Genomic DNA, 23,737 nt, shown 5'->3' on the forward strand with positions numbered 1-23,737 from the left:
GCACGGTCAGCCGCGTTCGTCACGTTCTTGAGTATCTCGCGGGTGAGCGTGATCGCGAACGCCAGACCAAGGGCCAGCCCGGGTGGTGTGCCCCGACCAGCGACAACAACCTAAAACAACGGTATTGGTATCGGCCCCCAGGCCGAGGGGTTCGCAGCAGAGCATGACCCGCCGCGACACCCGACCCGTCAACGCTCCGGCGGAGTGGCCGCTGACGGCCGCCAGGCCGTGCTTGTGCCGTTGGGGTCCGGCCGAAGGCCGGACCATTGCTACCCCGACCACACCTCCCCCTTTCCTGACAGCCGCCAACCCGCCGTCGCAGCGAAGCGGGTCAAGGTGGAGCGCCAATGATGCGCGAAGCGCTCGATGGCGACGACCTTGAGGCGCGCAGCGGAGACGGCCACCATCAAGCGGCAGGAAACGGGAAACCCGCACCGAACAGTAAACCCCCACCCACCGTGCCCCGGGCTACACCAGCGCCCCTTCACCAGTACTCACCAGCGCCCCGCACCAGGGCTCAGGGCACCGGGTCTCAGGGCACCGGGTCTCAGGGAACCGGGTCTCAGGGCACCGGGTCTCAGGGAACCGGGTCTCAGGGAACCAGGGCGCGGATATCGACCACGGAACCGTCGCCGTCGGTGGTGTAGGACACGACCGCCCCGGGAACCGGAAGCAGGCGGTATCCCTCTTCCGCGCCGGAGGAGGCGGGACCTACCTCCAGCCACGCGCCGCCGAGGTCGTCCGCGGCCAGCGAGGCGACGAGCACCGACACCACACCGCCCTCCGCGTCCGGCTGAGGGTCGACCCGGGGGACGAGCAGCGTGTCCTCCAGTACGGCGGCGTGCGCGAAGTGTCCCGAGTGCACCCCCTCCTCGTCGATCGTCAGCCGGGCCCTGACGTCCCCATCTGCGTCGGCGGTGAGCACCTCGAACGCTTCCCGTTCTCCGGCGGCGAACTCCCCGTCAGCGCCCTCGGTCGGCACCGCCAGAACCGTTCCGTCGGCGTCCGCGCGCAGGACCCATTCGGCGTCCGGTCTGGGCAGCCCGTCCTCGTCGAGCGCCTCCTCGGGCCGGTCGAGAGGCTCCCCCGTACCGGGGTCGAGCAGGACCTGGCCGTCGTGGTCCATGAGCCGGAAAGCGTGCTCCGCCCCGAACTCGGACGGGGTTCCGCTCACCCGGTCCAGTTCGATCCGGTCCGCGGGTTCGGTGACCGGCTGCTCGTGGCGCCACAGCTCCTCCCCCGTGTCCAGATCCATGGCGGAGACCACCGCGGCCATCGAGTCCAGCTGACCGCCGTAGACGAGAATGTCCTCGACGCCACCCGGTCCGGGGGCGTCGGCGGAACCCGTGAGCGTCCCCTCCTCGTACTCCTGGGCGTCCACACAGGCCTGGGCCACCACTACGCGTCCCGCACCGGTGTCCGGCGCGTACGTCGGCCACGGGTGGGGCTGGTACTCGCAGAGCAGGTCGTCGGCCTCGGGGACGAAGGCCCACCGGGGGTCGCCGGAGTCCGCCTCACGCGCCTCGAACCCCTGACGCCCGGCACCGTTCCGGTACTCGTGCAGGGCGGTCGGGAGGGTGTACGCCAGCACACCCTGTTCGGCCGCCGGGCGCTCGGCGGTGATCTCACCGGTTCCGGGGTCCAGCAGAGTCTCCGTCGACGGACCGTCGCCCGGACGGTGGACGAGCAGTGCCGCACCCTCGAACAAGCGGGTTTCCAGCCCGTCCGTGCGGGGCTTCCGGTAGGTCCACAGCTCCTCACCCGTGGTCCCGTCCAGGGCCGTGAACCCGTCGCTGAGCTCCATGACCGGCCCGTGTGGTCCGGATCCCACACCGGTCACCGAGGTGCCCCGCGGCGGCTGCCAATCCCAGCCCTGCTCGCGGACGTCGAAGGGGTACGACGGCGGATCGCCGCGATCCGTGTCGGCGACCCGGTGGACCGTGCCCGGGTAGGCGACGGAGACCGCCAGCCCGGCGGCGAGCACTAGGGCCAGGATCCCGGCCGTGGACCAGAGCAGGGCACGGACCGGCACGCTGCGCCCGGTCGCCTCCGTGCTTTCCGCCAAGACCGCCTCCCGACCCGGGTTCGGGCGCCGCGCGCGCGAAGCCCCGCCGCCCGTCGTGCGATCGACAAACTAGCAGCGGCCGACGCACCGTCGGGAGGCCCGGTTCGGGAACCGTGGGTCAGTGGTCGGCGGAGGCGCGGGGCCGCGGGACCAGCCCGAGCCCGGCGCGGAGTTCGGCGCACACGTCCTGGCAGGTCTCGTCCCTGGTCACCACGTCGACCTCCCCGCCGCGCGCCCAGCGGGCGAGCTGGTCGGCCCATTCGTAGCGCGGCATCGACACGACGTCCGGCGGCTCGGTCCCCTCGCTGACCGCGTCGGGGACACCGTCGGTGAGGACGGTGACCCGGCAGCCGGGGTGGGCCTCGTCGAGGTCGACGGTGAGCGGTTGCTCGGAGTGCAGGACCACGACGTGGATCGGGTCGGGGTTCTCGGTGGACATGGGCGCCTTTCCAAGGGGGAACGCCGGAAATCTACCTCTCCCGGGGGCCTACCGAAACGTCTTCCCAGGGCCGGATGCGGTCACCAGCACCGGAAGCGGCACCGCCCTCGGGGCCTGTACCACTGGAACGGCACCGGCCGACGGTCAGGGCACCAGGCCGTAGAGGACGGCTTGCTCCCTAGCGCCCACCACGTTCTCCACCAGGAACACGACTGCTCCGGGGACCGCCTGGGGACTCTGCGCCTCGGAGAAGACGAGCTCCCTGTCCGGGGAGTCCTCGACCGGGGTGACCCTCTCTGCTCTCTCCGCACCGAAGGGGTGTGTCTCGACCTGGAGTTGCAGCCCCTGGTCGCCCTCACCGCGCTCCGTCACCAGGTACCGGTCCGCGAGCACCCCGTCGCTGCGGTGGTGCCAGCCGCTGGGGCGGGACCCGTGGGCCTCGTCGTGTCCGTCTTCCTCCGACCACCGGCGGTTGGTGTCGTTTCCTTCCGGGAAATCATCGGTCCGGTAGATCACCGTCCCGGTGTCGAACCCGTACAGCTCGACCCAGTCGTACCCGGTCAGGTCCACGACGTCCTCGCCGGTGGCCGGATCGACCACCGAGGCCTCTGCCCCCGAAGCCGTCCGCACCCCCAGAGCCGTTTCGGCGCCGCTGTTCAGGGGCGCACCTCCGTCGATCAGGTTCAACCCTGCCAGGCGCCCCACGCGATCGCTCTGTGAGACGTCGTGCTGCCAGGTCCAGTCACGGGACCAGAGCTCGTCCCCGGTGCGCGCGTCCAGCGCCACCACGGAGGCCTCCACCGGCCCGGAGAGTGACTCGGGCACCTGCCCCTCCTCGTCCTCCCACTCCTGCTCCTCCTTCCACAGGTCGGGTTCGGCACAGCGGTATCCGAGCAGCACCGTGTCCCCGAAGGGCAGTGGCTCCTCCCCGTAGCAGAGCTCTTCGGGACCGCCTTCCGGCGTGTGCTCCCACACCGGCTCGGCACTCTCCGACTCGTAGGCGAAGACGGTCTCCTCGCCGTCCACCCGGTAGGGGTCCTCGGCACGCAGGGTGACACCGGCGGCGGTTACCGGCTCGTCGAGCACGTGTTCTGGATCGCTGATCTCGGGCCACTCCCCTTCTTCGACCACCTCACCGGTGGCGGTGTCCAGCAGCACTGTCCCCTCCCCGCCCTCGAACAGGTCGCGGTACCGGACATACGCCAGTTCCCCGCCGGCGATCACACCGCTCTCCACCTCTGTGGCGCCGGGTTGGCGGTAGGCCCACAGTTCCTCTCCCGCCTGGCCGTCCAGGGCAACCAGCCCGTCAGTGACCGTGAACACCGGCCCCCGGGTCCCGGCATCGGTCGAGAGGAGGTCCGTGTGTTCGGGCGGCTCCCAGGTCCACCCCACCCGGGTCACGTCCTCCGGCACCGGGACCGCCTCGCTCCCGGCGGACGCGACGCTGTGCACAACGGGGCGGTAGGTCAGCGGCACCGCCAGCACCGTCAGCAGGACCACGGCGACTACCCCGGCGGCCGTGCCCACGGCGGTGCGGCGCCAGCTCGGGGCACCGTGGCGGGGAAGGTCCGGCCGGGCCGTTCCCCGACCAGGATCACCAACACACCCAGGGTCACTCCGCATCTGCCGAGCCACAGCGCCACCTCTGGCACCGACGGCGAGTGGTGGTGGGCGGGGTCGGCCCACCAGCTGAACGCCTCGCGCGGGGCGCCGATCCAGGTGAACACAGCGAGACCGGCGGCGAGCGCCGCCAGCAGAAGGACCCGGACCCGCGTCGAGACCCGCGGTTCCCACGCCCTGGACACGTCCTCGCTCCGGGAGACCGGGTAGAGCCACAGGGCGGCGGCGAGGAAAAACAGCCACCAGAGGCCGCCCATGCTCTCCGGCAGAGCGTCGGGCTGGTATACGAACAACCCCCAGGTAAGCGCGCCCACCGCCAACACGGCCCCCACGAGGATGAGCCACCGGCCCGCCGCACCCGCGGGTCTGCCCACTCGCCGTTCGGTCTTCTCCGCCACGCTGTCTTGGTCCTACCTCACTTGCGAGATGGGCAATTCGGGGACCGCGAAAAGCTATCAGCCGGTGTGCACGGGGACCAGGGGCCGGAAGGGAGCGGCGGCTCTGCGAGGCTTCGGGGACAGCTGCACGGCGCGCGCTTATGGACAACACACCCCGGGGCCACCAGGCTGGCTCCATGCGACTGCTCCAGCGGCTCCACCGGTTCGACCGACGCGTGTACGACCGGGTCACCCGGGTGGGCACGCCACACCTGGACGGGTACACGCCCAAGTTCGTCCAGACCACCGACAACATGGCGCCCTGGGTGCTGGTCTCGGCCACCCTCGCGGTCACCGGCGGGCCCCGGCTGCGCCGCACCGCACTGCGCGCGATCGTCGCCGCTGGTGCGGCCAACATCGGCGCCACCGCCGTCAAGTACCTGGCCCGGCGCCCGCGGCCGGACAGCTCGGCGGTGCCCACCGCCCGTTTTCCCTACCGCAGCTACCTCAGCTCCTCCTTCCCGTCCGGTCACACCGCCGCCGCGACCGGCTACGCGGGCGGCGTCATGGCCGACGCGCCGGTCCCGCTGTCGGTGCTGGTGTCCGCGATAGCGGGCGCGGTCGGCTTCTCCCGCGTGTACAGCGGGGTGCACTACCCGGGTGACGTGCTCGGTGGCCTGGCCGTGGGCGCCGGCGCCGCCGTGCTCGCCCGGGCCCTCGTCCCGCCGCGGCCCGAACTCGCCTTCGGGGCGAGCACCGTCCCCGCGGGCGAGGCCGAGGTGGACCGTGAGGGGGCCGGAGTGACCGTGGTGCTCAACCCGCGCGGGGGCGACGGTACGGTCCCTACCCTGACCACCGCCGACACCACCACCCGGGTGGCCCGGCATCTGCCCCGCGCGCGCATCGTTCCGATGTCCGTCGAAGACGACGTCGCCGAGGTGATGGACAAGGCGGCCCGCGACTGCGAGGTGCTCGCGGTGGCGGGCGGCGACGGCACCGTCAATGCCGGGGCCACGGCCGCGCTGGCCCACGACCGGCCGCTGCTGGTGCTGCCGGACGGGACCCTGAACAACTTCGCCCGCACCCTGGGGCTGACCTCGGTGGAGATCGCGCTGCGCGCCTTCGCCGACCGCCAGGTGGCCCGCGTGGACGTGGGAGAGGTGGACGGGCACATCTTCCTCAACACGGCGTCGTTCGGGTCGTATCCACGCATGGTGGAGCGGCGCGACCGCTGGGCCGAGCGGATCGGCAAGTGGCCCGCCTTCACGCTGGCGATCTGGCGCGACCTGCGCGATGTGCAGCCCACCCCGGCGTTGGTGGACGGGCGCCCGGCCAAGGTGTGGTGGGCGTTCGTGGGCAACTGCCGGTACCGGACGCACGCGCGGGTGCCGGGCCTGCGGGAGAGCCTGGACGACGGGCGGTTGGACGTGCGGGTGCTGTGCGCGCGGTCGCCGTTCCCCAGGCTGCGTGCCGTGGCGGACGTGCTGTTCGGTCGGCATCTGGCCGGTGAGGGCTACACCGAGCGGCTGGCCGAGGCCTTGACCCTGGCCATCCCGGAGAAGCCGCGCCTGCTCGCGGTGGACGGTGAGGTGATGGAGGGTTCGGCTACCGTGGCGTTCCGCAAGCGCCCGGCCGCGCTGCGGGTGTTCGTTCCCGTGGTAACCCACAGCTGAGCCCTCGGGGTGGGCGGTCGACCGGACGAGGTGGGGCAGGTGGCGAAGCCGAGCGGTCAGCCGTCCAGCCTGGCCAGGATCGTGCCGAGGTCCCGCCAGGCCTGTTCGGTGTCGGGGCCGCGCTGGTGCGGCGCGGCGAACCAGTCGACGAACTCCACCACGTCCTGCAGGTCCCAGCGCAGCCGGTACAGGGAGAGCAGCGCGGGGTCGGGGACGTGCCCGGCCCCGTCGGCGTAGTGGGAGAGCTCGTCGGGGTCGTCGGTGACCAGCCAGAGGTCGCGTTCGGGGACGGCCAGTCCCACGGTGTCCCAGTCCACGAACAGCGGGCCGCCGTTGCGCCACAGCAGGTTGCCGGGGTGCGGTTCGCCGTGGGTGGTGACGACGCGGGACGTGTCGACCTCGGCGGCGTGCAGGGCGAACTGTTCGAGGCGGCCCAGGAGAACCGTGCGGTGCCGGTCGAGGAGCTCCGATGTAAGGGTGGCGAAGGGCCCTTGGTCGCCGACCTTCTCCGGGTCCGCAGCGAGCTCGGACAGCCGGTCGGCCCCGGCCAGCTCCGGGCGGGCCACACGGATGCTGTCCGGCGGGGTGCGCCGGTGCAGGCGGGCGAGGGTGTCCAGGACCCGGATGCGCTGCTCGGGTTCGAGTTCCTGCCCGAAGTCCCCCGAGGTGCCCTCCGTGTAGGGGAAGACGCTCAGCGCGTAGCGCTGGCCGACCCGCTCGACAGTGGCGCCGGCGGCCGAGCGCAGCGGCGCCACCACGAACCCGAGCCCGCCCTCGTCGTGAAGCTGGGCGGCGGTGTCCATGGCCCGGGCCAGGTTGCCGAGGACCGTGTCGGCATCCGCCCCGAGGAAGGGTTTGTGCTCCAGGTCGGCGAGGGTGAGGAACCAGCGCCGCCCGGAGGTGTCGGTGGCGCTCCAGTGGTGGTCGCCGAACCCCAAGGGGACGTACGCCATCGCCACGGCATGGATCCCCCAACCCGCCAATGCGTCCTGGATCCGGCATTCATCGAGGTCAACAGGCCTGTCCCACATACCCGTGACGCTAACAGCCCCTCCCTCACGGAGACACCCGGTTTCCGTCAGCCCGCCGGCGAACGTCGACGGGTCTACTTCCGCCCCGCCGGCTACCCAGGACACGGGTTTCGCTGACAGCCCCCACCTCTCCCGCACAGTACGTGCCATGTTCGGTGTCTCCCTGACGGAAGCGGGCTCGATCGGAGCTGGTGTAGAGGACGCGGGGAGTTTCCACGGCGGTCTCGGGCCTGGTGCGGATCGAGCGCAGCAGGCTCATCCGACTGACCGCGGCGTCCAGGTGAGCAGACAGTCGGGCGCCCGCTCGCCCACCCAGGGCCATAGTTAGGTGTGTCAAGAGTTCCGTCAGGCGGGGAACGAACAGGCTGAAGAAGGAGGAGAGGGACACCTCGCATCATCGCGAGCAGAGCCCTGTCGGCGCAGGCGCTTCACCAAATCCGTGCCAGAACCACTTTTCGAACGACGTTGAAACGCATTACGGTTCTGCACTGCTGCCCCTATTGGAGCGCGCCAACGCCTACCTGGTGCGCTGGATCCGCAAGAACTACAGACGACTTCGTTCGTTCAAGAAGGCCAACCAGTGTTGGCAGCGCATCACTCGCCAACGCCCGGGCTCTCCGCCCATTGGACATGGACACTGAGTTTCTAGTGGCGAGGCCGGCAAAGATTTTGCCCAGTCGTAGCGGCTGAGGCCTTGTGACAATAGGCTGGGAAAGGCCGTGCGGCCCAGCCCAGGTATTGCACTGTAGAAATACCTCACCGCACGGCCTGCTTTATTCCCAGGCAAGGACCTGATCGTTATTGCGCACCAAGAAGTTAGCCGTGCGCGTCCCGACCACGGCGCAGGGTGATGAGAAAATGCATCGCCGGTGTAATAGTCATCGCGGCGGTGAACAGGACCAACCCGATCACGACGAGGATCGTCACCTGCTGAGTGCCGCCGATGTATAGGAGCGGCAGCGCAGCGATCGTCACGATGCCCGCCAGGGATTGGGCGCGGCCTGTAGCATCCATCTGGACTCCTTACATGAGGGCTAGGCAACCGCGAGAACGGCAACTCCGATCACAGCGGCTATGAGCAGGGTCAGCGGGAGGGTAATGCGCAGCACATCGCCCTCACGGCCGAGGATGCCGGCAGTGGTGGTGCCCAGGATCACGTTCCCCGGGGCGAGAATGTTGCCGGTGGCTCCGCCGGCGGTCTGTGCGCCCAGGACAGCGGATTGGTTCAACCCAGCGGCGTTTGCGGTGCTCTCCTGGAATCCACCGAAGAGTAGGTTAGATGCGAGGTTGGAGCTGGTCATGAAGGCGCCGAGAACGCCAATGAACGGTGCGAGGAACGCGTAGAAGCCGCCCGTGGTAGCTGCTATCCCCAAAGCGAGTACCTCTGCTTGGCCTGCCCCCTGCATCACGGCGGCCATAGCCACCAGGCTCACGACGGCGATCGTTGCCGGTATGGCCTTTCCGGCGGTGTTCGACCCGATACGACGCAACCCTCCCGTATGGATGTAGCCCATAGAGCGGTAGGCGAAGTAACCGATGAAGGCCGCAGCGAACAGGAATGTTCCCGGGGTGGTCAATATCGTTACTGACTCATCTTCGGCCCCGGTGATGAATCCCAGACCGGTGGTGATCTCGGGGAATGACGGGCCGATCGAGTAGACCTCCAGCAGCCTCTCCAGTGGCGTGAGCAGGATCCCGAGAGTGATCACCAGCAGAGCGTAATAAGGAATAAACGCTCGGTTCAGCGACATTCGCTTCGCTGAGGCTGCTTCGGAACCCGGTGTGGACTCTTCTGTGGCACCGCCACCAGCACCGCCGTCAGTGAGGGTGCGTCCGGCGCCGCCACTGGTCGGGGCTCCCTCCGTAGTGGCGAGAGACTCTCCTACGTGGCCGGGGCCCGATTCGAAGATACGGCTGCCGGTTACAGAGGGGGTCCGCTTGTACCTGGGCAGCCTTCCTAGAACGAAGATCAGGGCGAAGCCGACGACACCGGCGATGAAGCCGTTGAGCACGTCGCTCCACTGGGAGAGGACGAGTGTCAGCCCGCCGTGCACCAGCGATATCGCCAAGACCGCGGGGAGCCCTTCCAGAATTCCCCGCACCTTGCCATAGAGCCAGCACACAAGAAGCCCGCCCATGAGGTTCAGGATCCAGACGAAGGCGGCGGCGTACAGGGCTGTAGTCGCAGCCACTGCGGGCGACATATCAGTGACCTGGCCAAGCCCAAGCCACGCGACGGCGAGGGTGCCGAAGGTGTTGTTCCAGGCGTGCCCCACAAGCGGGATGACGACAGCGTACAGCGGCCGGACGCCGATCCCGATCAGCAGGGGAGCGCATACAGCGACGGGTACACCGAAACCGGTAATGCCCTGCAGAAACGACGCGAAGATCCACCCGAAGGCCATGACCTGGATCAGTGGGTGCGGCAGCAATCGAGTGATACCGCGCCGGAATGGTTCGAAGGCGTCGGCTTCCCGCGTAACTTCATAGATCAGGATCGCCGGCCACACGACGTAGAGAATGGTGATAGCGTCCCAGGTACCCTTGACGCTCTGCAGGCCGAGGTCAGGAAGGGGCAGCTCGAATACTGCGGCGGCCACTACCGCCGCGATGATCCAGGCTAATGGTCCAGCTTCCGCCGCGCCCCAACGGCGTGCGATCATCATGAATAGGAGTAGGGCGATTGGCAGGAATGCCAAGCTCCAGTTCAGAACCGTGACGGGCATGTCCATGTGGCTGACTTCCTTTACTCATGGACAGATAAATGCCACTGGGGGTCACCAGCCCAGGGCGAGTCCTTCGCCCCGAGGGTCGGCACCTCCCATGAGGACTCCTCTGCTGGAGTCAACGTGGATCGCCTGCGCGTGCCCCATGATGTCGTCAAACTCGTCCACGGTATGTACCGTGTGGCCCCGGCGCTGCAGGCCGGAGCGGACTGACTCGGGGATGCGGCTTTCGACGCGCAGATCCTCGCTCTGCTCGCCCCAGGTACGCCCGTGAAGCCATCGGGGGCGGTCAATGGCCTGCTGGACCTCGTCGCCGTAGTCCACTATGCGGTTCACCAGGGCTGTTGAGGTCTGTGGTTGGCCCTCGCCACCCATCGTTCCGTACACCAGGTATGGCTGGCCGTTCCGGAGCAGCATCCCGGGCATGAGGGTGTGGAAAGTGCGTTTACCCGGTTCGAGGGTGTTCACGTGTTCTTCGTCAAGGGAGAAGAACGAGCCGCGATTTTGCAACAGCACACCGGTGTCACCGGCCACGAACCCCGATCCGACCTCGTGGTAGAGGCTCTGGATCACCGATACTGCGTTGCCCGCGCTGTCTACGACCACGCTGCAGGTGGTGTCGCCCGCGAGTGTGGAAGGTTGGCCTGGCTGGCGGGCGAGGTCGGGCCGGATGCGGTCCCGGAGTTCGGCGGCGTACTGCTTGGATAGCAGTGTGTCGAGTGGGATGTCGGTGAAGTCCGGGTCGGTGAGGTAGCGGTCCCGGTCGGCGAAGGCCAGCTTGGTGGCCTCGGTGACGGTGTGCAGGTAGTCGGCGCTGGTCTGGCCCATCTGCGAAAGGTCGAACCCCTCGAGGATGTTCAGCATCATGAGGTGCACGAAGCCTTGAGAGTTCGGAGGGTGCTGGAAGCACTCGAACCCTCGGTAGGTGGTGGACAGCGGTTGTTCCCACTCGGAACGGTGGGCGGCGAGGTCCTCCATGGTGAGAAGGCCACCGGCCTTTTGCAGTGAGCCGACGATCTCCTCGGCCACGGCGCCGGTATAGAAACCGTCTCGGCCTTGTTGAGCGATCGTCTCCAGCGTCTCGGCCAGTTTCGGGAAGCGGACCACGTCGCCAGGCTTGGGTGGTTGTCCGCCTGAGGTGAACAGGGTTTCACGTGAGGAGCTGTAGCGGCGCAGTACGTCGCTGACCTCATTAAGGCACCTTGCCTTGCCCGCGCAGACCGCATGGCCGCCGCGGGCGTAGTTGATCGCCGTGCGCAGTGTGTGCGCCAGGGGAAGGGTGCCGAACCAATTGTGGGCCGCGCACCAGCTGTCCACCGTGCCGGGGACCGTGATCGCCGCTTTTGGGCCGCGCACCGGAATAGTGGTGTGCCCCTGGGAGGCGAACAGGTCCCGCGTGGCGTTGGCTCCAGCTCTGCCGCTGCCGTTGAGCGCGTGTACGGAGCCGGAGGCGGCGTCGTAGATCAGCCAGATCGCATCTCCGCCCACTCCGGTCATGTGCGAGTAGACGACTCCGAGGGTCGAGTTGACGCTGATGGCCGCGTCCACCGCGCTCCCGCCCTCTCGCAGAGTGTCTAGCCCCGCGAGCGAAGCGAGGTAGTGCGGTGATGCCACCATCCCGCGTTGGGCCAGCGTCACGGCACGAGTGGTATGCGACATACAACACTCCAGTGGGTCAATGAACAGACCATTGGTATAGAGGCTTGTCTTCTAGACCAAAAAGATGTCACGGATCACACTCTTGGTCAACTGTTTGCGAAAAAATCGGTTCAGCCAATGGACCGCTGACGGTCTAGAGTGAGAAGGGTGAACGAACAGGACGACCTTGCCATCAACCCCATCGCCCGCACGAAGGCACACGAGGAGGTCGCACGGCAGCTACGTGACCTCATGCAGCGGGAGGTGTTGCGTTCCGGGGAGCGGCTCCCTCCGGAACGGGATCTCGCCAAGCGTTTCCATGTAAGCCGGGCGACCATCCGCCAGGCGCTCTCCCTGTTGCAAAGTCAAGGGCTGGTCGAGAGCCATGTCGGTGCGGGAACGTTCGTTCGGGCAAAGATCTCAAGCGTGACCGAGCTCGCCACCGCGCTCAGCCTGGTCAACGCCCCGCTGAACGACCAGTTCGAACTTCGCCGACTCATCGAGCCCCAGCTCGCCCAGACCGCGGCAATACAGGCCGAGGAGCACGACCTCGACGAGCTGCGCCGCCACATGAGTGACCAGGAGCGCTGCATTGCCGAGGGAACCTCATTCGTCAACGCGGACAGCGCGTTCCACCTAGCTATCGCGCAAACAACGAAGAACGCGCTGCTGGCCAAGATGGTCGAAGGAATCAACGAGCTGCTCCTAGACAGCAGGAACTACTCCCTGCGGACCTCCGGAGGGATACAGGTGTCCTTCGAGGGTCACCAACGCATTCTCACCGCTATCGAGCACCACGACCCGGAGATCGCTCATGAGGCCATGACCAGCCACATTCTTGATGTGGAACGGCTGAGCCTGCAGGCTCTATGCGAGTAGTCAGAGCGGCCAGCCGTGCCTGGGGGACCCGCCCAGGAGAATGCCGCCAAGCGGGCCGCCTGGGCCGTGATCCAGCGTTCGAGGCCCCCTTCCCTCCAATGTCTCGCGCTTGAGGCTGGCGGTGAACAACTCCGACACTGCGTTGTCTGCGCTGGAGTCCTCGGCCCTATTGACTGGACTGGTCTGAGCCGTTGCCAGCGCGTCGATCCCTGGTGTCCCGAGTCGTAATTTCGTTGCGGTAGCTGGCCGAGGGAGGACAGGATCTGCTCGGTCGATTCGGGCCACACGAACGGCTTGCGAGCGGTGTCCCAGGCGGGCCTCAAGGTCAACCAACAGCGTTCCGTAGGCATGGCCCTTGCACAGCGAAACCATCCACTCCGAGGACGCGGGGTGTTTCCACGGCGGTCTCGGGCCTGGTGCGGATCGAGCGCAGCAGGCTCATCCGGCTGACCGCGGCGTCCAGGTGAGCAGACAGTCGGGCGCCCGCTCGCCCACCCAGGGCCATAGTTAGGTGTGTCAAGAGTTCCGTCAGGCGGGGAACGAACAGGTTGAAGAAGGAGGAGAGGGACACCTCGCATCATCGCGAGCAGAGCCCTGTCGGCGCAGGCGCTTCACCAAATCCGTGCCAGAACCACTTTTCGAACGACGTTGACACGGCCCATCCGGATGTGAAGCGACACGACAATCACGCCGTGTCCGCCATGGCGCCAACCAAAAGGATACCGGTCTGACATGCGCACCTACCTGTTTTTCCTGGCCGCCAACCGGCGCTGGCTTCTGGGTTGTTTCGCGCTCTTCCTGTTCTCCTCCTTCGGTCAGACCTTCTTCGTCTCCCTCTTCTCCGCTGACATCCGTCAGACCCTCGACCTCACCCACGGACAGTTCAGTTCCCTGTTCATGTTCGCGACCCTGGCCAGTGCCCTGGCGATGACCCAGCTGGGCAAGGTGGTGGACCGCCACGGCGCTGGGCGGATCGTTCCCGCGCTCGCACTGATGCTGGCCCTCGGGGCCGCGATCATGGCGCTGGCCTCCCAGGTGTGGATCCTCTTCCTGGCCCTTTTCACCCTGCGGCTGTTCGGCCAGGGCATGATGACCCACACCTCCTTCACCCTCACCGGACGGTGGTTCGACCGGGAGCGCGGACGCGCCACTTCGGTGGCCACGCTGGGGTTGAACACCGGGGAGGCCGTCCTGCCGCTCGCGGTCGTCGCCGTCCTGGCCGTTGCGGGATGGCGGGAGGCGTGGTGGCTCGTGGCCGCACTTCTCCTACTGCTGGCGTGGCCGATGTCCGTCCTCATGGGCCGGGAGCGCACGCTCACCGGCGCGGGCGGTGACCGTCCCGTGGCCGCGGTCCGTGGCTGGACGCGTCGCCAGACCCTGCGCGACCCCTACTTCTATCTGGTTCTCACCGCCATGGTCGCACCGGCCCTGATCGGCAACACCGTGTTCTTCCACCAGGCGTACCTGACCGAGCTACGGGGGTGGGTTCCGGCCCTGTTCGCTTCGACTCTGTCGGTGTACGCGGTCACGACCGTGGTGTTCAACCTGGTGGGCGGCATCCTTGTCGACCGCCTCACCGCGCTGCGACTCGTCCCCGTCTACCTGCTCCCCTTGGGTCTGGGTCTGCTCGTCCTGGCGATGGCGGAGGGGCCGTGGAGCGTTGCGGTGTTCATGCTGCTGTACGGAATCACGAACGGGCTGTCCCTGGGCCTGTTCGGAACGGTGTGGCCGGAGGTGTACGGGGTCGAGCACCTGGGCTCCATCCGGTCGATCATCGTGGCGGTCCTCGTCTTTGCCTCCGCCGCGGGGCCCGGTGTCGCCGGTCTGCTGATCGACGCCGGGGTCGGCTACCCGGCCCAGATCACGGCCTTGGGTACCTACTGCCTCCTGGTGTCAGCTGCCGCCGCGTGGTTTGTCCCGCGTATCCGGACCCGGCTACGAAACGAGCGGGCGGGGGCGGTGTGAACCGCCTTCCCGTCCCGTGGGCCGTTGGTCTCGGCAGCGCCTGTCCAATGCCCCTACTGTCTTCGGGTAGGTGACGGTTGACTGGAAACAGCTCGTTCGGTCGACTGGTCGGAGTGCGAGGAGACACGGCCCGGCTGTGGCGGAGCCACCCTGGATGACCTGTCGGCGGTGCGGAAACCGGATCGAGGGGGAAGATCATGGCAGCGGAGCAGGAGAACAGGTCCAAGGTCGTCGTCGGTGTAGACGGCTCCTCCCATTCCCGGGCAGCCCTGGAGTGGGCCGCCGCGGAAGCCGCCCGCCGCGGGACTGTACTGCGTATCGTGCACGCTCTCGGCATGCCGGTGTTCGTGGCGACCGGAAGGATCTCCCGCCTCTCACCGACCGCCGAGATGACCGAGCAGTCCACCGCTGTGCTCACCGAGGCCAGCGAGCACGCGGCCCAACTCCAACCCGGTGTCGAGGCCCAGACCGTCTCGACCATGGACGAGGCGCCGCTGGCGGTGATCCAGCAGAGCGGCCCGGACGACCTGATCGTGCTGGGCACCCGGGGCCTGGGCACGGTCGCCTCGGTGTTCGTGGGGTCGGTGAGCGTGCGCGTGGCCGCCCAAGCGCCCTGCCCGGTCGTCGTGGTGCCCGACGACGGCGAGGGGCGTTCGGCGAAGACCTCCCTCGACCGCATCGTCGTCGGCGTCGACGGTTCCGACCCCTCCCGCCGCGCGCTGGGCTTGGCCGCGGACTTGGTGGCGGAGGCCGAGGGCGAACTCGTCGTGGTCAACAGCTGGGAGGTACCCCTCCCCTACGGCTACCCGACCGGGGCGTACGGCCCCGGTCTCCAGTCCCTGGAGGAGGTCTTCGACCAACAGTCCGAGCAGCTGGTCACCGACTTGCTCGCGGACGCGCTCGAGGACCGCGACGACTCCGCTGTCGAGGTCAGCGTCGTACGCTCCGATTCCCACCCGGTTGACGCGGTGCTGAAGGCCGCCGCAGGGGCCGACGCCATCGTGGTCGGCTCCCGCGGCCGGGGCACGGTCCGAGGGCTCTTCCTCGGCTCGGTGAGCCAGGGCCTCCTGCACCGCTCCCCCATCCCCGTCGTAGTGCTGCCCAAGTCCAGCAGCGAAGACTGAACCGCCGCTAGCTCCCGTCTAGCGGAAGCCGGACGCCGTCTCGCGCCTCCTGGGCAAGCAGCGAGACAGGCGGGAGGACCACGGCTATGGACGGCACCGGGACACTGGACCCGTTGGACGGGCAGTCGCCGCTGCGCACCGCGGTGATCGTGGGAAGCACGCGCGAGGCCCGCTCCGGCGGGGACATCGCCGCCTGGATGACCCGCGTGCTCAGGGCCCGCCCGGAGTTCACCCCCGAACTCGTCGACCTGGCGGCCTTCGACTTCCCGAACCGCTTTCCGGCCGACCCCACCCCCGAGATGATCCGCTTCACCGAAGCCTTGGACCGGGCCGAGGGGTTCGTCATCGTCACCCCCGAGTACAACCGCAGCTACCCCGCCTCCCTCAAACAGGCCATCGACTTCGGCTTCGACGAGTGGCGGGCCAAACCGGTGGGCTTCACCTCCTACGGCACCGGAGACACCGGCTTGCACGCCGTCGAGCACCTGCGCGCCGTCTTCGTCGAACTCCAAGCGGTGACCATGCGAAACCGGGTCGGTCTGAACCTGCTCACCGAGGACCTGCCCCACATGGACGGCCCGCACATCGAGAGGGCCGCGACGGCGATGCTCGACCAGCTCCTGTGGTGGGGCCTGGCCCTGCGCGAGGCCCGCGCGCGGCGCCCGTACCGGGAGTGGCCCCGATGATTCCCGCCTCTTCCCCAGGTCTTTCCTTACGGAGACCGACGATTCGGACTCAAGTATCCGCACTCAAGAAAGAAGGAGCCATGGCGATTCGCGACGCTGACGCCGCCATCCGTGCCGAGGGCCTGGTGAAGGTCTTCGGGAAGAACCGTGCGGTGGACGGCCTGGACCTCACCGTCCCGGCAGGCCAGGTCTACGGCGTGCTCGGCCCCAACGGGGCCGGAAAGACGACGGCGGTGAAGATGCTGGCCACGCTCCTCCAACTGGACGGCGGACAGGCGCAGGTCATGGGCCTGGACGTACGCACGCAGGCCAACAAGGTGCGGGACAAGGTCAGCCTGACCGGCCAGTTCGCGTCGGTCGACGAGGACCTCACCGGCATCGAGAACCTCATCCTCATCGGCAGGCTGGTCGGCTACCGCAAAGCAGCCGCCCGCCGCCGGGGCGAGCTCCTGCTGGAGGCCTTCGATTTGCAGGACGCGGCCTACCGGCAGGCCAAGAACTACTCCGGGGGCATGCGCCGCCGCCTGGACATCGCCGCCAGCATCGTGCGCCCTCCGGAGCTGATGTTCCTGGACGAGCCGACCACCGGCCTGGACCCGCGCAGCCGCAACCAGGTGTGGGACATCGTGCGCATCATCGTCGCGCAGGGCACCACGGTGCTGCTCACCACTCAGTACCTGGACGAGGCCGACCAGCTGGCCTCCCGCATCGCCGTCATCGACCACGGCCGGGTCATCGCCGAAGGCACCCCGGGTGAGCTCAAGTCGTCGGTCGGCGCCGGGTCGGTGCAGCTGCGGCTGCGCGATGCGGCCCAGCTCGAGCAAGCGCGCCGGGTTCTGGCTGAGGCCATGGGGGCGGAGGTCACCAGCGCCGCTGACCCGGTGGCGCTCACAGCGCGGCTGACCGGGTCCGCCGACGCCGCCGACCGGGCCGCCCACGCCTTGGCCGAACTGTCCCGCAACGGGGTGGCGGTCGACGACTTCGCGCTGGGCCAGCCCAGCCTGGACGAGGTCTTCCTCGCCCTGACCGACCACCCCGCCCACGACCAGAGCACCGACGACCAGACCGCGAAGGAGGCCGCGTAATGGCCACCGCACCGACCAACACCGCTTCCGCCTCGTCGTCGGGCGCCTCATCCGGCGCCGTGCCAGAAGCGTCGTCCGGCTCCTCGCCAGGCGCGTCCTCAGCCGAGCTGCGGGCCGTGCTGATCCCGGAGGAGTGGCCCCAACGGCCCAGCCCGGCCGCGGCCACCGCGGCCTTCGGCTGGCGTGCGATGCTCAAGATCAAGCACGTGCCGGAGCAGCTGTTCGACGTCACGGCCTTCCCGATCATGATGACGCTCATGTTCACGTACCTCTTCGGGGGTGCGATCGCCGGGGGCACCGAGGACTACATCCAGTTCCTGCTGCCCGGGATCATGGTCATGAGCGTCATCATGACGACGATGTACACGGGCTCCTCGGTCAAGAACGACATCGACAAGGGCGTGTTCGACCGTTTCCGCACCCTGCCGATCTGGCGGCCCTCGCCCATGGTGGGCTACCTGTTGGGCGACGTGTTCCGCTACACGACCGCCTCTGCGGTGATCATGGGCTTGGGGTTGCTCCTGGGATTCCGGCCGGACGGGGGCCCGGCCGGAGTCGTGGCCGGAGTGCTGTTGCTGCTGGCGGCGGCCTTCTCGCTGTCGTGGATCTGGACCGCGATCGGCCTGATCGCCCGCACGGAGAAGTCGGTGATGGGCATCAGCATGCTGATCCTGTTCCCGCTGACGTTCCTCAGCAACGTGTTCGTGGACCCGCGGACCATGCCGGACTGGCTCCAGGTGTTCGTGGACCTGAACCCGATCACCCAGCTGGTCACCGCGATCCGCTCCGTGATGGCCGGAGTGCCCGACGCCGCCGCCATCACCTGGGTGGGCGTGTTCTGCGCGGCCTCGGTGCTGATCTTCGGCTCGCTGACCATGTGGCTGTACAACCGTAAGTGAGCCGCGGTGGCGATCGGCCCCGTCAACCGCGGCTGTGAGGCCGGGTCCCGTCCCGGAGAGGGGGATCCGGCCCGGCCTTACAGCCGCCAGCGGGGCCGCGTGTTCGGACGGTAGGAACAGTGCGCTCCGGTGGACACCGACTCGCGAAGATGGGCGGCGAGCTCGGGGTGGCGCCGGTCGAGGCGCCCCAGCGTGTCCCGGATACGCGCGGTCACGGTCTTACGGGCGCGCTCGGCGGCGTCGCCCAGGCGCCGGGGGCGCCCGCCCAGGCCCGCGGCCGAGCGCAGCTCCCCCAGCAGCGCCGCGCGCTCCCGATCGCGGGCGGCGGCGCGCTCGTCGTCGCCTAGCGCTTCGGCCTGCTCGATCAGCTCGTCCAGTTCGGTCAGTCTCCGCCGGAACTCCGCCTTGGCCCGCTCGTCCAGGACGTCGTCCCCGCCCATGCGGGCGGCGGACTCCGCCTCGGCACCGCCGGCCGGGTTGACGAGCCGTACCGCGGGCACGTCCACTCCGGGGCTGGACAGCAGAAGGTGCAGGTCGCGCAGGCCTTTGGCGTCCGGCATGTGAACGACCGACCCGGCGAAGCGGAGCGACCAGGTACCGGAGTCGAACCGGAACTCGTGGTCCGGCCCGGAATCCACCGGCGCCGGGTCCGCCGCGGCCCGTTCGCGCAACCGAGCCACGCGTGCCGGGACGTCGTGCATCCCCGCTGCCCGGCCCCCGGCTTCGTCGAGGAGCGCGAGGGCCGCGTCCCCGTCACCGTCGTCCGCGCGGTCCAACAGCGTTTCGGCCAGCGCTAGCAGCGCCTCGACCGTCCACGGACGTGAGCGCAGCGCCCGCGCGGAGGCCACGGCCGCGCGCAGGTGCTCCAAGGCCGGCTCCCAGAGCCCTTGGGCAGCCTCCGCCCTTCCCAGCCACAGGTCGGCCGGGCCCCCGATCTCGAAGCCGTACATCGACACCAGCCACTCGCCGGAGTAGGGGGCGAGGTCGCCGCGGGCGCGCTCGCTCAACCCCGGATCACGGGTGGCGGCGGCGACCTGTGCGCGCAGCCGCCACCACAGCGGGGCGGTGCCCTTCGGCGGCTCGCCGTCTTCGTGCTCGTCGAGGAAGGCGCGTGCGGCGGCCGCGTCGCCGTGCTGGACCGCGGCGATGGCCTGCTGCAGTCCGGCCAGCAAGGGGGTGGGGCGCTGCAGGGGCCGGCGGTGCAGCTCCTCCAGCTTCGTGTGGCGCCCTTGGAGAAGGAGCAGGCCCCACTCCTCGTGTTTGAGCAGCTCGTCGCCTCCGACCACCTTCTCCCCGATACCGGGGGCGAAGCGGTGGGCCTCGGCCAGGGCGTCCGCGGACTCCTCGAACTCTCCGAGGATCCCGGACACGATCGCTTGGTCGACCTGGCTCACGAGCACGAACAGCGGTGCGCCCTCGTTTCGGGCGCGTGCCGCGAACGTGCGGAACTGTTCCAGGTAGCGGGGGTCGCCGAGTTGCAGCAGCGCCACCCATTGCAGGGCCGAGGCGATGTGCACCAGCGGCTGGTCGTCGGTCTGTCGGGCCAGCTGTTCGATTTCCCGGCTGAGGGCGAGCCGTTCCCGCGCGCTTCCCGCTCCGAACACCGTGGTGTGCAGGGAGGACAGTGCGAAGGTCAGCGCTTCGTCGTCGTTTCGTTCTCTGGCCCGGCGGACCAGGTGTTCCAAGACCTCCCGCGCCTGGGCCTCCGGTGTGCCCTCCCGCCTCGTCCGGTCGGGTAGCAGACCGCGGTGTGCCTCTGCGACGAGCTCCTCCCATCTGTCGGAGCTCCCCTCCTGGCAGGTGTGGGGGAAGGACAGCACCACCCGCGCGAACAGTTCCGGTTCCCGGGCTTGCGAGGCGAGTTCGAGGGCTCGCTCGTACTCCCGGTCCGCGTGCGACTCCTCGCCCCACCGGCTCAGCATGGCGCTGTAGTCGAGCATGAGGAGCACGCGCGGACGGGGTGCCAGGGAGTCCGCGCGCTCCAGGGCACGGCGGTAGTGCCGCAGGGACTCCTCCCCGGCCAGCCGACCGCCGGCGTCCTCCGCGGCCCGCGCCAGCAGTTCCACGGCCCGTTCCGCGTCCAGGTCCTCTCCGGCGGCGTAGGCGTGCCGGGCGAGGTCGGGAGGAGACATCATCCCGGCGATCCGGGGTGAGCGGTCCGCGGCCCGGACCACGCTGAGGTGCGCTGCGGCGCGGTCCTCGTCGGTGAGGTCGGCCTCCACGGTCTCCCGCACCAGATCGTGGGAGAAGGCGCAGTGCCCGCCACTCTGGATCACCACCAGTTTCGCCACCGCGGCCTGCTCCAACAGGCGGTCCACCCGGGCGTCGGGCTGCCGCGACACCGCTGCCAGGATCTGGCGGTGGAACTCGCGCCCGAGCAGTGCAGCGGTGGTGAGCACGCCGCGCACCGGCTCGGGTAGTACGTCCAGGCGCCGCCGTACCGCCTCACGCACCCCGGGTGCGAGGGTCGTGGCCCCGCTTCCGCCCTGCCACAGGCGCGCGGCCTGCTCGACGAAGAACGGGTTGCCGCCGGTCCAGCGGTGGAGCGCCTCGACGGTCTCCTCGTCCGGGCGCCGCCCCGCGGTGCGTTCGACCAGGGCACCCGTCTCCTTGGGTTCGAGTCCGCTCAGCGCGAGTGTGACGGCCCTCGAAGCCAGCGACGCCAGGCGGCTCTGCAGGTGGTGGCCTTCGTTCTCCACCTCCGCGTCGCGGTAGGTCCCCACCACGAGGACCCGTTCGAACCAGGTGTGCTGGGCGACGAACTCCAAGACGTCCAGAGACGCCGTGTCCGCCCAGTGCAGGTCCTCCAGCACCACCAGGACCGGCCGGTTTCGGGCCAGGGACACTAAGGCCTCGGTCAGTGCGTCGAACAGGGCGAATCCGGCTCCCGGGTCTCCGGTGTTCTCACCGAACAGCACTGCCAGGGCCTCCCAGGTCCCCTGGTCGATCCGTGCCGCCCCCGGTAGGTCGGCCGCGCGGCGCAGCGCACGGCCGACCTGGATCCACGGCCACAGGTCGGGGACACCATCGGAGTCCCAGCACGATCCGCTGAGCACCAAGGCCCCGGTACGGCGGGCCTCTTCCACGGCAGCGGTGGCCAGACTGGACTTGCCCACGCCGGCCTCACCGGTGATGAGCATCAGACCGCCGTGGCTGTGGTCCGTGCGCCCGATCGCCGAGCGCAGGACCGCGACGGGGTGCTCACGCCCGATCAGTCCGGTGCGGGCGCCGGGAAGGTCGTGGGAAGAGAGGGCCATGCCATGCCCAACACCACCGAGGGTGCCGGGCTTCCGCATTCCCGCACCGGAACCCGACGGGAACCCCGCCTCACCCTGTCGCAACGTGCCCGGCCCCGCCTCGCCTGGCCCTTGCTCCCTCTCGCCCCGACTCTCCCGAAACACATACGGCCAGCCAGCCCCCCGTGGCCGGAGAAGACCGGTTAACCAACGCGGTCATCGAGCGGACCGCGAGAGGTTGGAGGAAAACACGGAACCGGTTGGGATAGGGCCCGATCAGCTTGTATGTATTGACGCTGAACAGGGCGCTATGCATAAGATCCATTATGCAACATTTCATTTCCACATAATGGAATGGAAGTTCGCGGGTTTTACCCCGGACACAGGCCAGCCCATCCCCATCAGGAGGGCGAGGCCCGGAACGGCCCCTGGACCAGGTGCGCCTTCGTTGCTGCCAGCCAACCGCGCGCTCGGGCGCCACTACAACCAGCCACAACCGGACCCCAGGGCGGGCTGGCAGGAGCAACCAGCCCGTCAACGGCATTCCGGCGCCGCGGGGACGGCTCCTCTGCGACCAACCTCCACGAGCGGAGACGAGGGGCACGGTTCACCGCCTTGGCTGGCGCCGAGCGCGCTACTCCCCGACCAGGAAGCGAACATCGATGACCCCGGCGCGCAGACAGCCCACGGATTCACCCCAGGAATCCCAGGCCGGTGAGACCGAACAGAACAAGCAGGCCAAACAGAAGGCGCAGAAGAAGCTACACACGGCCAGGCTCGACAAGCGGCGCTTCCAAGTCCCCCACATCTACGTCATCCTGTTCAGCCTGATCACGCTGGCAGCAGGGGCCACCTACCTCGTGCCCGCCGGGGCCTACGATCTCGTCCCCGGCCCCCAGGGAAGGGAGATCGTCGACCCCGACTCCTTCCGCTACATCGACGCCGCTCCGGTGGGACTGGTCGAATTCCTCACCGCCGTACCGCGCGGCCTGGTCGACGCCGGTGAGGTCGTGGTCTTCACATTCCTCATCGGCGGAGCATTCATGGTGCTGCGGGCCACCGGAATCATCGATCTGGGGGTCGGGCGGCTGGCGCGGCGCTTCTCCCACCGAGGGCTGCTCACCATCCCCTTGCTGATGGTCCCCTTCGCGTTCATCGCCACCTTCATCGGCACCCAAGAACTCAGCCTGGTCTACATTCCAGTGATCCTCCCCCTGATGCTGGCCTTGCGCTTCGACTCCATCACCGCGGCCGCGGTGGCTCTGTGCGCGACCACGGCCGGGTTCTCCGCCGCCCTTACCAACCCGGTGACCGTCGGGCTCGCCCAAGACATCGCCGGCATCCCCTTGTACTCCGGTATCGGCCTGCGCATGGTGCTGTTCGTAGGCGTCGTCTCGGCCGCCGTGCTGTACGTGATGCACTACGCAGCCAAAGTTCGTAAGAACCCCGAACACAGCCTGGTTTACGCCGAGGACCAGAAGAAGCGCGCTGAGCTCACCAAGTCCACCGAGACCGAACCGGCGGCGGCTACCAAGCGCCAGGTGGCCGGAATCGTCGTCCTCCTGGGGTTCCTGGCCCTGCTCCTCTACGGGGTACTCGGCCTGGGATGGTTCATGTTCGAGCTGGCCGGGCTGTTTCTCGCCATGGGTGTCGTGGTCGGGCTGGTGTCGGGCCTCAACACCACGCAGGTATGTGACTCGTTCACCGAGGGCATGCGCAGTGTGCTGATGGGCGCAATCGTCGTCGGGCTCGCCCGCGGCGTGGCGGTCATGCTCGAAGACGGGCAGATCCTGGACACCGTGGTCCACGGGCTTGCCGCCGCGACCATCGGGCTGCCGGCCATGCTCGCCCCGCTGGGCATGCTCTTGGTCCAGGGATCATTCAACTTCCTGGTCCCGTCCGGCAGCGGGCAGGCAGTCATCACGATGCCGGTGATGGCGCCCTTGGCCGATATCCTGGGCGTCACTCGCCAGACCTCCGTGCTCGCCTTCCAGATCGGCGACGGGTTCGCCAACATCTTCTACCCCACGTCCGGCTATTTCATGGCGTGCCTGGCGCTCGCCGGGGTGTCCTGGACCCAGTGGGTGCGGTTCATCTGGCCGCTCATGCTGATCTGGCTGGCGATGGGGACCACCGCGCTCTTGGTCGCCCATGCCATCGGTTGGGGGCCGGTCTAGCCTGTTGTGCGCTCCTGGCCCGTGGTCAGAATATCGTTCTGACCACGGGCTTCTCCGTTCCCCGGACACAGCAACGTGCCCGGCTTGATCCTCGCGACCGTTGGACGATCAGTCCGT

17 protein-coding genes are annotated in these 23,737 nt (G+C 68.6%); 8 read left to right on the forward strand and 9 right to left on the reverse strand.

Going from position 1 to position 23,737, the window contains the following annotated elements; translation table 11 throughout:
• Positions 1 to 592: 592 nt before the first annotated feature.
• From ACYVDG_RS26785 to ACYVDG_RS26800, 4 genes are all read right to left on the reverse strand, one after another.
• Positions 593 to 2,065 carry a hypothetical protein gene (locus ACYVDG_RS26785; protein WP_460759624.1) on the reverse strand — a complete coding sequence of 491 codons (1,473 nt, stop codon included), beginning with the start codon at positions 2,063 to 2,065 and terminating at the stop codon, positions 593 to 595.
• A gap of 118 nt (positions 2,066 to 2,183) precedes the next feature.
• Positions 2,184 to 2,504, reverse strand: a complete 321-nt coding sequence (locus ACYVDG_RS26790) for a hypothetical protein (protein ID WP_460759630.1) — start codon at positions 2,502 to 2,504, stop codon at positions 2,184 to 2,186.
• A 144-nt stretch (positions 2,505 to 2,648) separates the two neighbouring features.
• Positions 2,649 to 4,004 carry an outer membrane protein assembly factor BamB family protein gene (locus ACYVDG_RS26795; protein WP_460759635.1) on the reverse strand — a complete coding sequence of 452 codons (1,356 nt, stop codon included), beginning with the start codon at positions 4,002 to 4,004 and terminating at the stop codon, positions 2,649 to 2,651.
• Positions 4,005 to 4,009: 5 nt separating this feature from the next.
• Positions 4,010 to 4,522: a hypothetical protein gene (locus tag ACYVDG_RS26800; protein WP_460759640.1), complete on the reverse strand. Its 513-nt coding sequence runs from the start codon at positions 4,520 to 4,522 to the stop codon at positions 4,010 to 4,012.
• 176 nt (positions 4,523 to 4,698) lie between these two features.
• Between ACYVDG_RS26800 and ACYVDG_RS26805 the strand changes: the two genes are divergently transcribed.
• Complete coding sequence (locus tag ACYVDG_RS26805; protein ID WP_460759643.1) at positions 4,699 to 6,174, forward strand: bifunctional phosphatase PAP2/diacylglycerol kinase family protein; 1,476 nt, start codon at positions 4,699 to 4,701, stop codon at positions 6,172 to 6,174.
• A 56-nt stretch (positions 6,175 to 6,230) separates the two neighbouring features.
• On the opposite strand, the gene ACYVDG_RS26810 is transcribed toward ACYVDG_RS26805, so the two are convergent.
• The 4 genes from ACYVDG_RS26810 to ggt form a co-directional block, all read right to left on the reverse strand.
• Positions 6,231 to 7,205 carry a phosphotransferase gene (locus ACYVDG_RS26810; protein WP_460759648.1) on the reverse strand — a complete coding sequence of 325 codons (975 nt, stop codon included), beginning with the start codon at positions 7,203 to 7,205 and terminating at the stop codon, positions 6,231 to 6,233.
• Between the two features lie 816 nt (positions 7,206 to 8,021).
• On the reverse strand, positions 8,022 to 8,219 hold the full coding sequence (locus ACYVDG_RS26815; RefSeq protein ID WP_460759653.1) for a hypothetical protein: 198 nt from the start codon (positions 8,217 to 8,219) through the stop codon (positions 8,022 to 8,024).
• Between the two features lie 20 nt (positions 8,220 to 8,239).
• On the reverse strand, positions 8,240 to 9,937 hold the full coding sequence (locus ACYVDG_RS26820) for an L-lactate permease (RefSeq protein ID WP_460759658.1): 1,698 nt from the start codon (positions 9,935 to 9,937) through the stop codon (positions 8,240 to 8,242).
• A 45-nt stretch (positions 9,938 to 9,982) separates the two neighbouring features.
• Positions 9,983 to 11,590, reverse strand: coding sequence for a gamma-glutamyltransferase (ggt, locus tag ACYVDG_RS26825; protein WP_460759662.1), 1,608 nt, complete (start codon positions 11,588 to 11,590; stop codon positions 9,983 to 9,985).
• A 147-nt stretch (positions 11,591 to 11,737) separates the two neighbouring features.
• Between ggt and ACYVDG_RS26830 the strand changes: the two genes are divergently transcribed.
• The 6 genes from ACYVDG_RS26830 (at position 11,738) to ACYVDG_RS26855 (ending at position 18,207) form a co-directional block, all read left to right on the forward strand.
• The gene (locus ACYVDG_RS26830) at positions 11,738 to 12,448 is read left to right on the forward strand and encodes a FadR/GntR family transcriptional regulator (protein ID WP_460759667.1); all 711 of its coding nucleotides are present in this window, start codon (positions 11,738 to 11,740) and stop codon (positions 12,446 to 12,448) included.
• Between the two features lie 732 nt (positions 12,449 to 13,180).
• Positions 13,181 to 14,413, forward strand: a complete 1,233-nt coding sequence (locus ACYVDG_RS26835) for an MFS transporter (protein WP_460759672.1) — start codon at positions 13,181 to 13,183, stop codon at positions 14,411 to 14,413.
• A 197-nt stretch (positions 14,414 to 14,610) separates the two neighbouring features.
• Entirely contained in the window at positions 14,611 to 15,537 is a 927-nt protein-coding gene (locus ACYVDG_RS26840; protein WP_460759677.1) for a universal stress protein, read from the forward strand.
• 86 nt (positions 15,538 to 15,623) lie between these two features.
• On the forward strand, positions 15,624 to 16,223 hold the full coding sequence (locus tag ACYVDG_RS26845; protein ID WP_460759680.1) for an NADPH-dependent FMN reductase: 600 nt from the start codon (positions 15,624 to 15,626) through the stop codon (positions 16,221 to 16,223).
• Positions 16,224 to 16,303: 80 nt separating this feature from the next.
• Positions 16,304 to 17,308 (forward strand): ATP-binding cassette domain-containing protein, encoded by a 1,005-nt coding sequence (locus tag ACYVDG_RS26850; RefSeq protein WP_460759685.1) that lies wholly within the window; start codon positions 16,304 to 16,306, stop codon positions 17,306 to 17,308.
• Positions 17,308 to 18,207, forward strand: coding sequence for an ABC transporter permease (locus ACYVDG_RS26855; RefSeq protein ID WP_460759690.1), 900 nt, complete (start codon positions 17,308 to 17,310; stop codon positions 18,205 to 18,207). Before ACYVDG_RS26850 ends, ACYVDG_RS26855 begins: the two co-directional genes overlap by 1 nt.
• A 77-nt stretch (positions 18,208 to 18,284) precedes the next feature.
• Here ACYVDG_RS26855 and ACYVDG_RS26860 read toward each other — a convergent pair whose 3' ends face one another.
• On the reverse strand, positions 18,285 to 21,464 hold the full coding sequence (locus tag ACYVDG_RS26860) for an ATP-binding protein (RefSeq protein ID WP_460759695.1): 3,180 nt from the start codon (positions 21,462 to 21,464) through the stop codon (positions 18,285 to 18,287).
• Between the two features lie 641 nt (positions 21,465 to 22,105).
• On the opposite strand from ACYVDG_RS26860, the gene ACYVDG_RS26865 reads away from it, so the two are divergent.
• The gene (locus ACYVDG_RS26865) at positions 22,106 to 23,620 is read left to right on the forward strand and encodes a YfcC family protein (protein ID WP_460759699.1); all 1,515 of its coding nucleotides are present in this window, start codon (positions 22,106 to 22,108) and stop codon (positions 23,618 to 23,620) included.
• The last annotated feature ends 117 nt before the right edge of the window (positions 23,621 to 23,737 follow it).

Source organism: Nocardiopsis oceani (assembly GCF_054777395.1).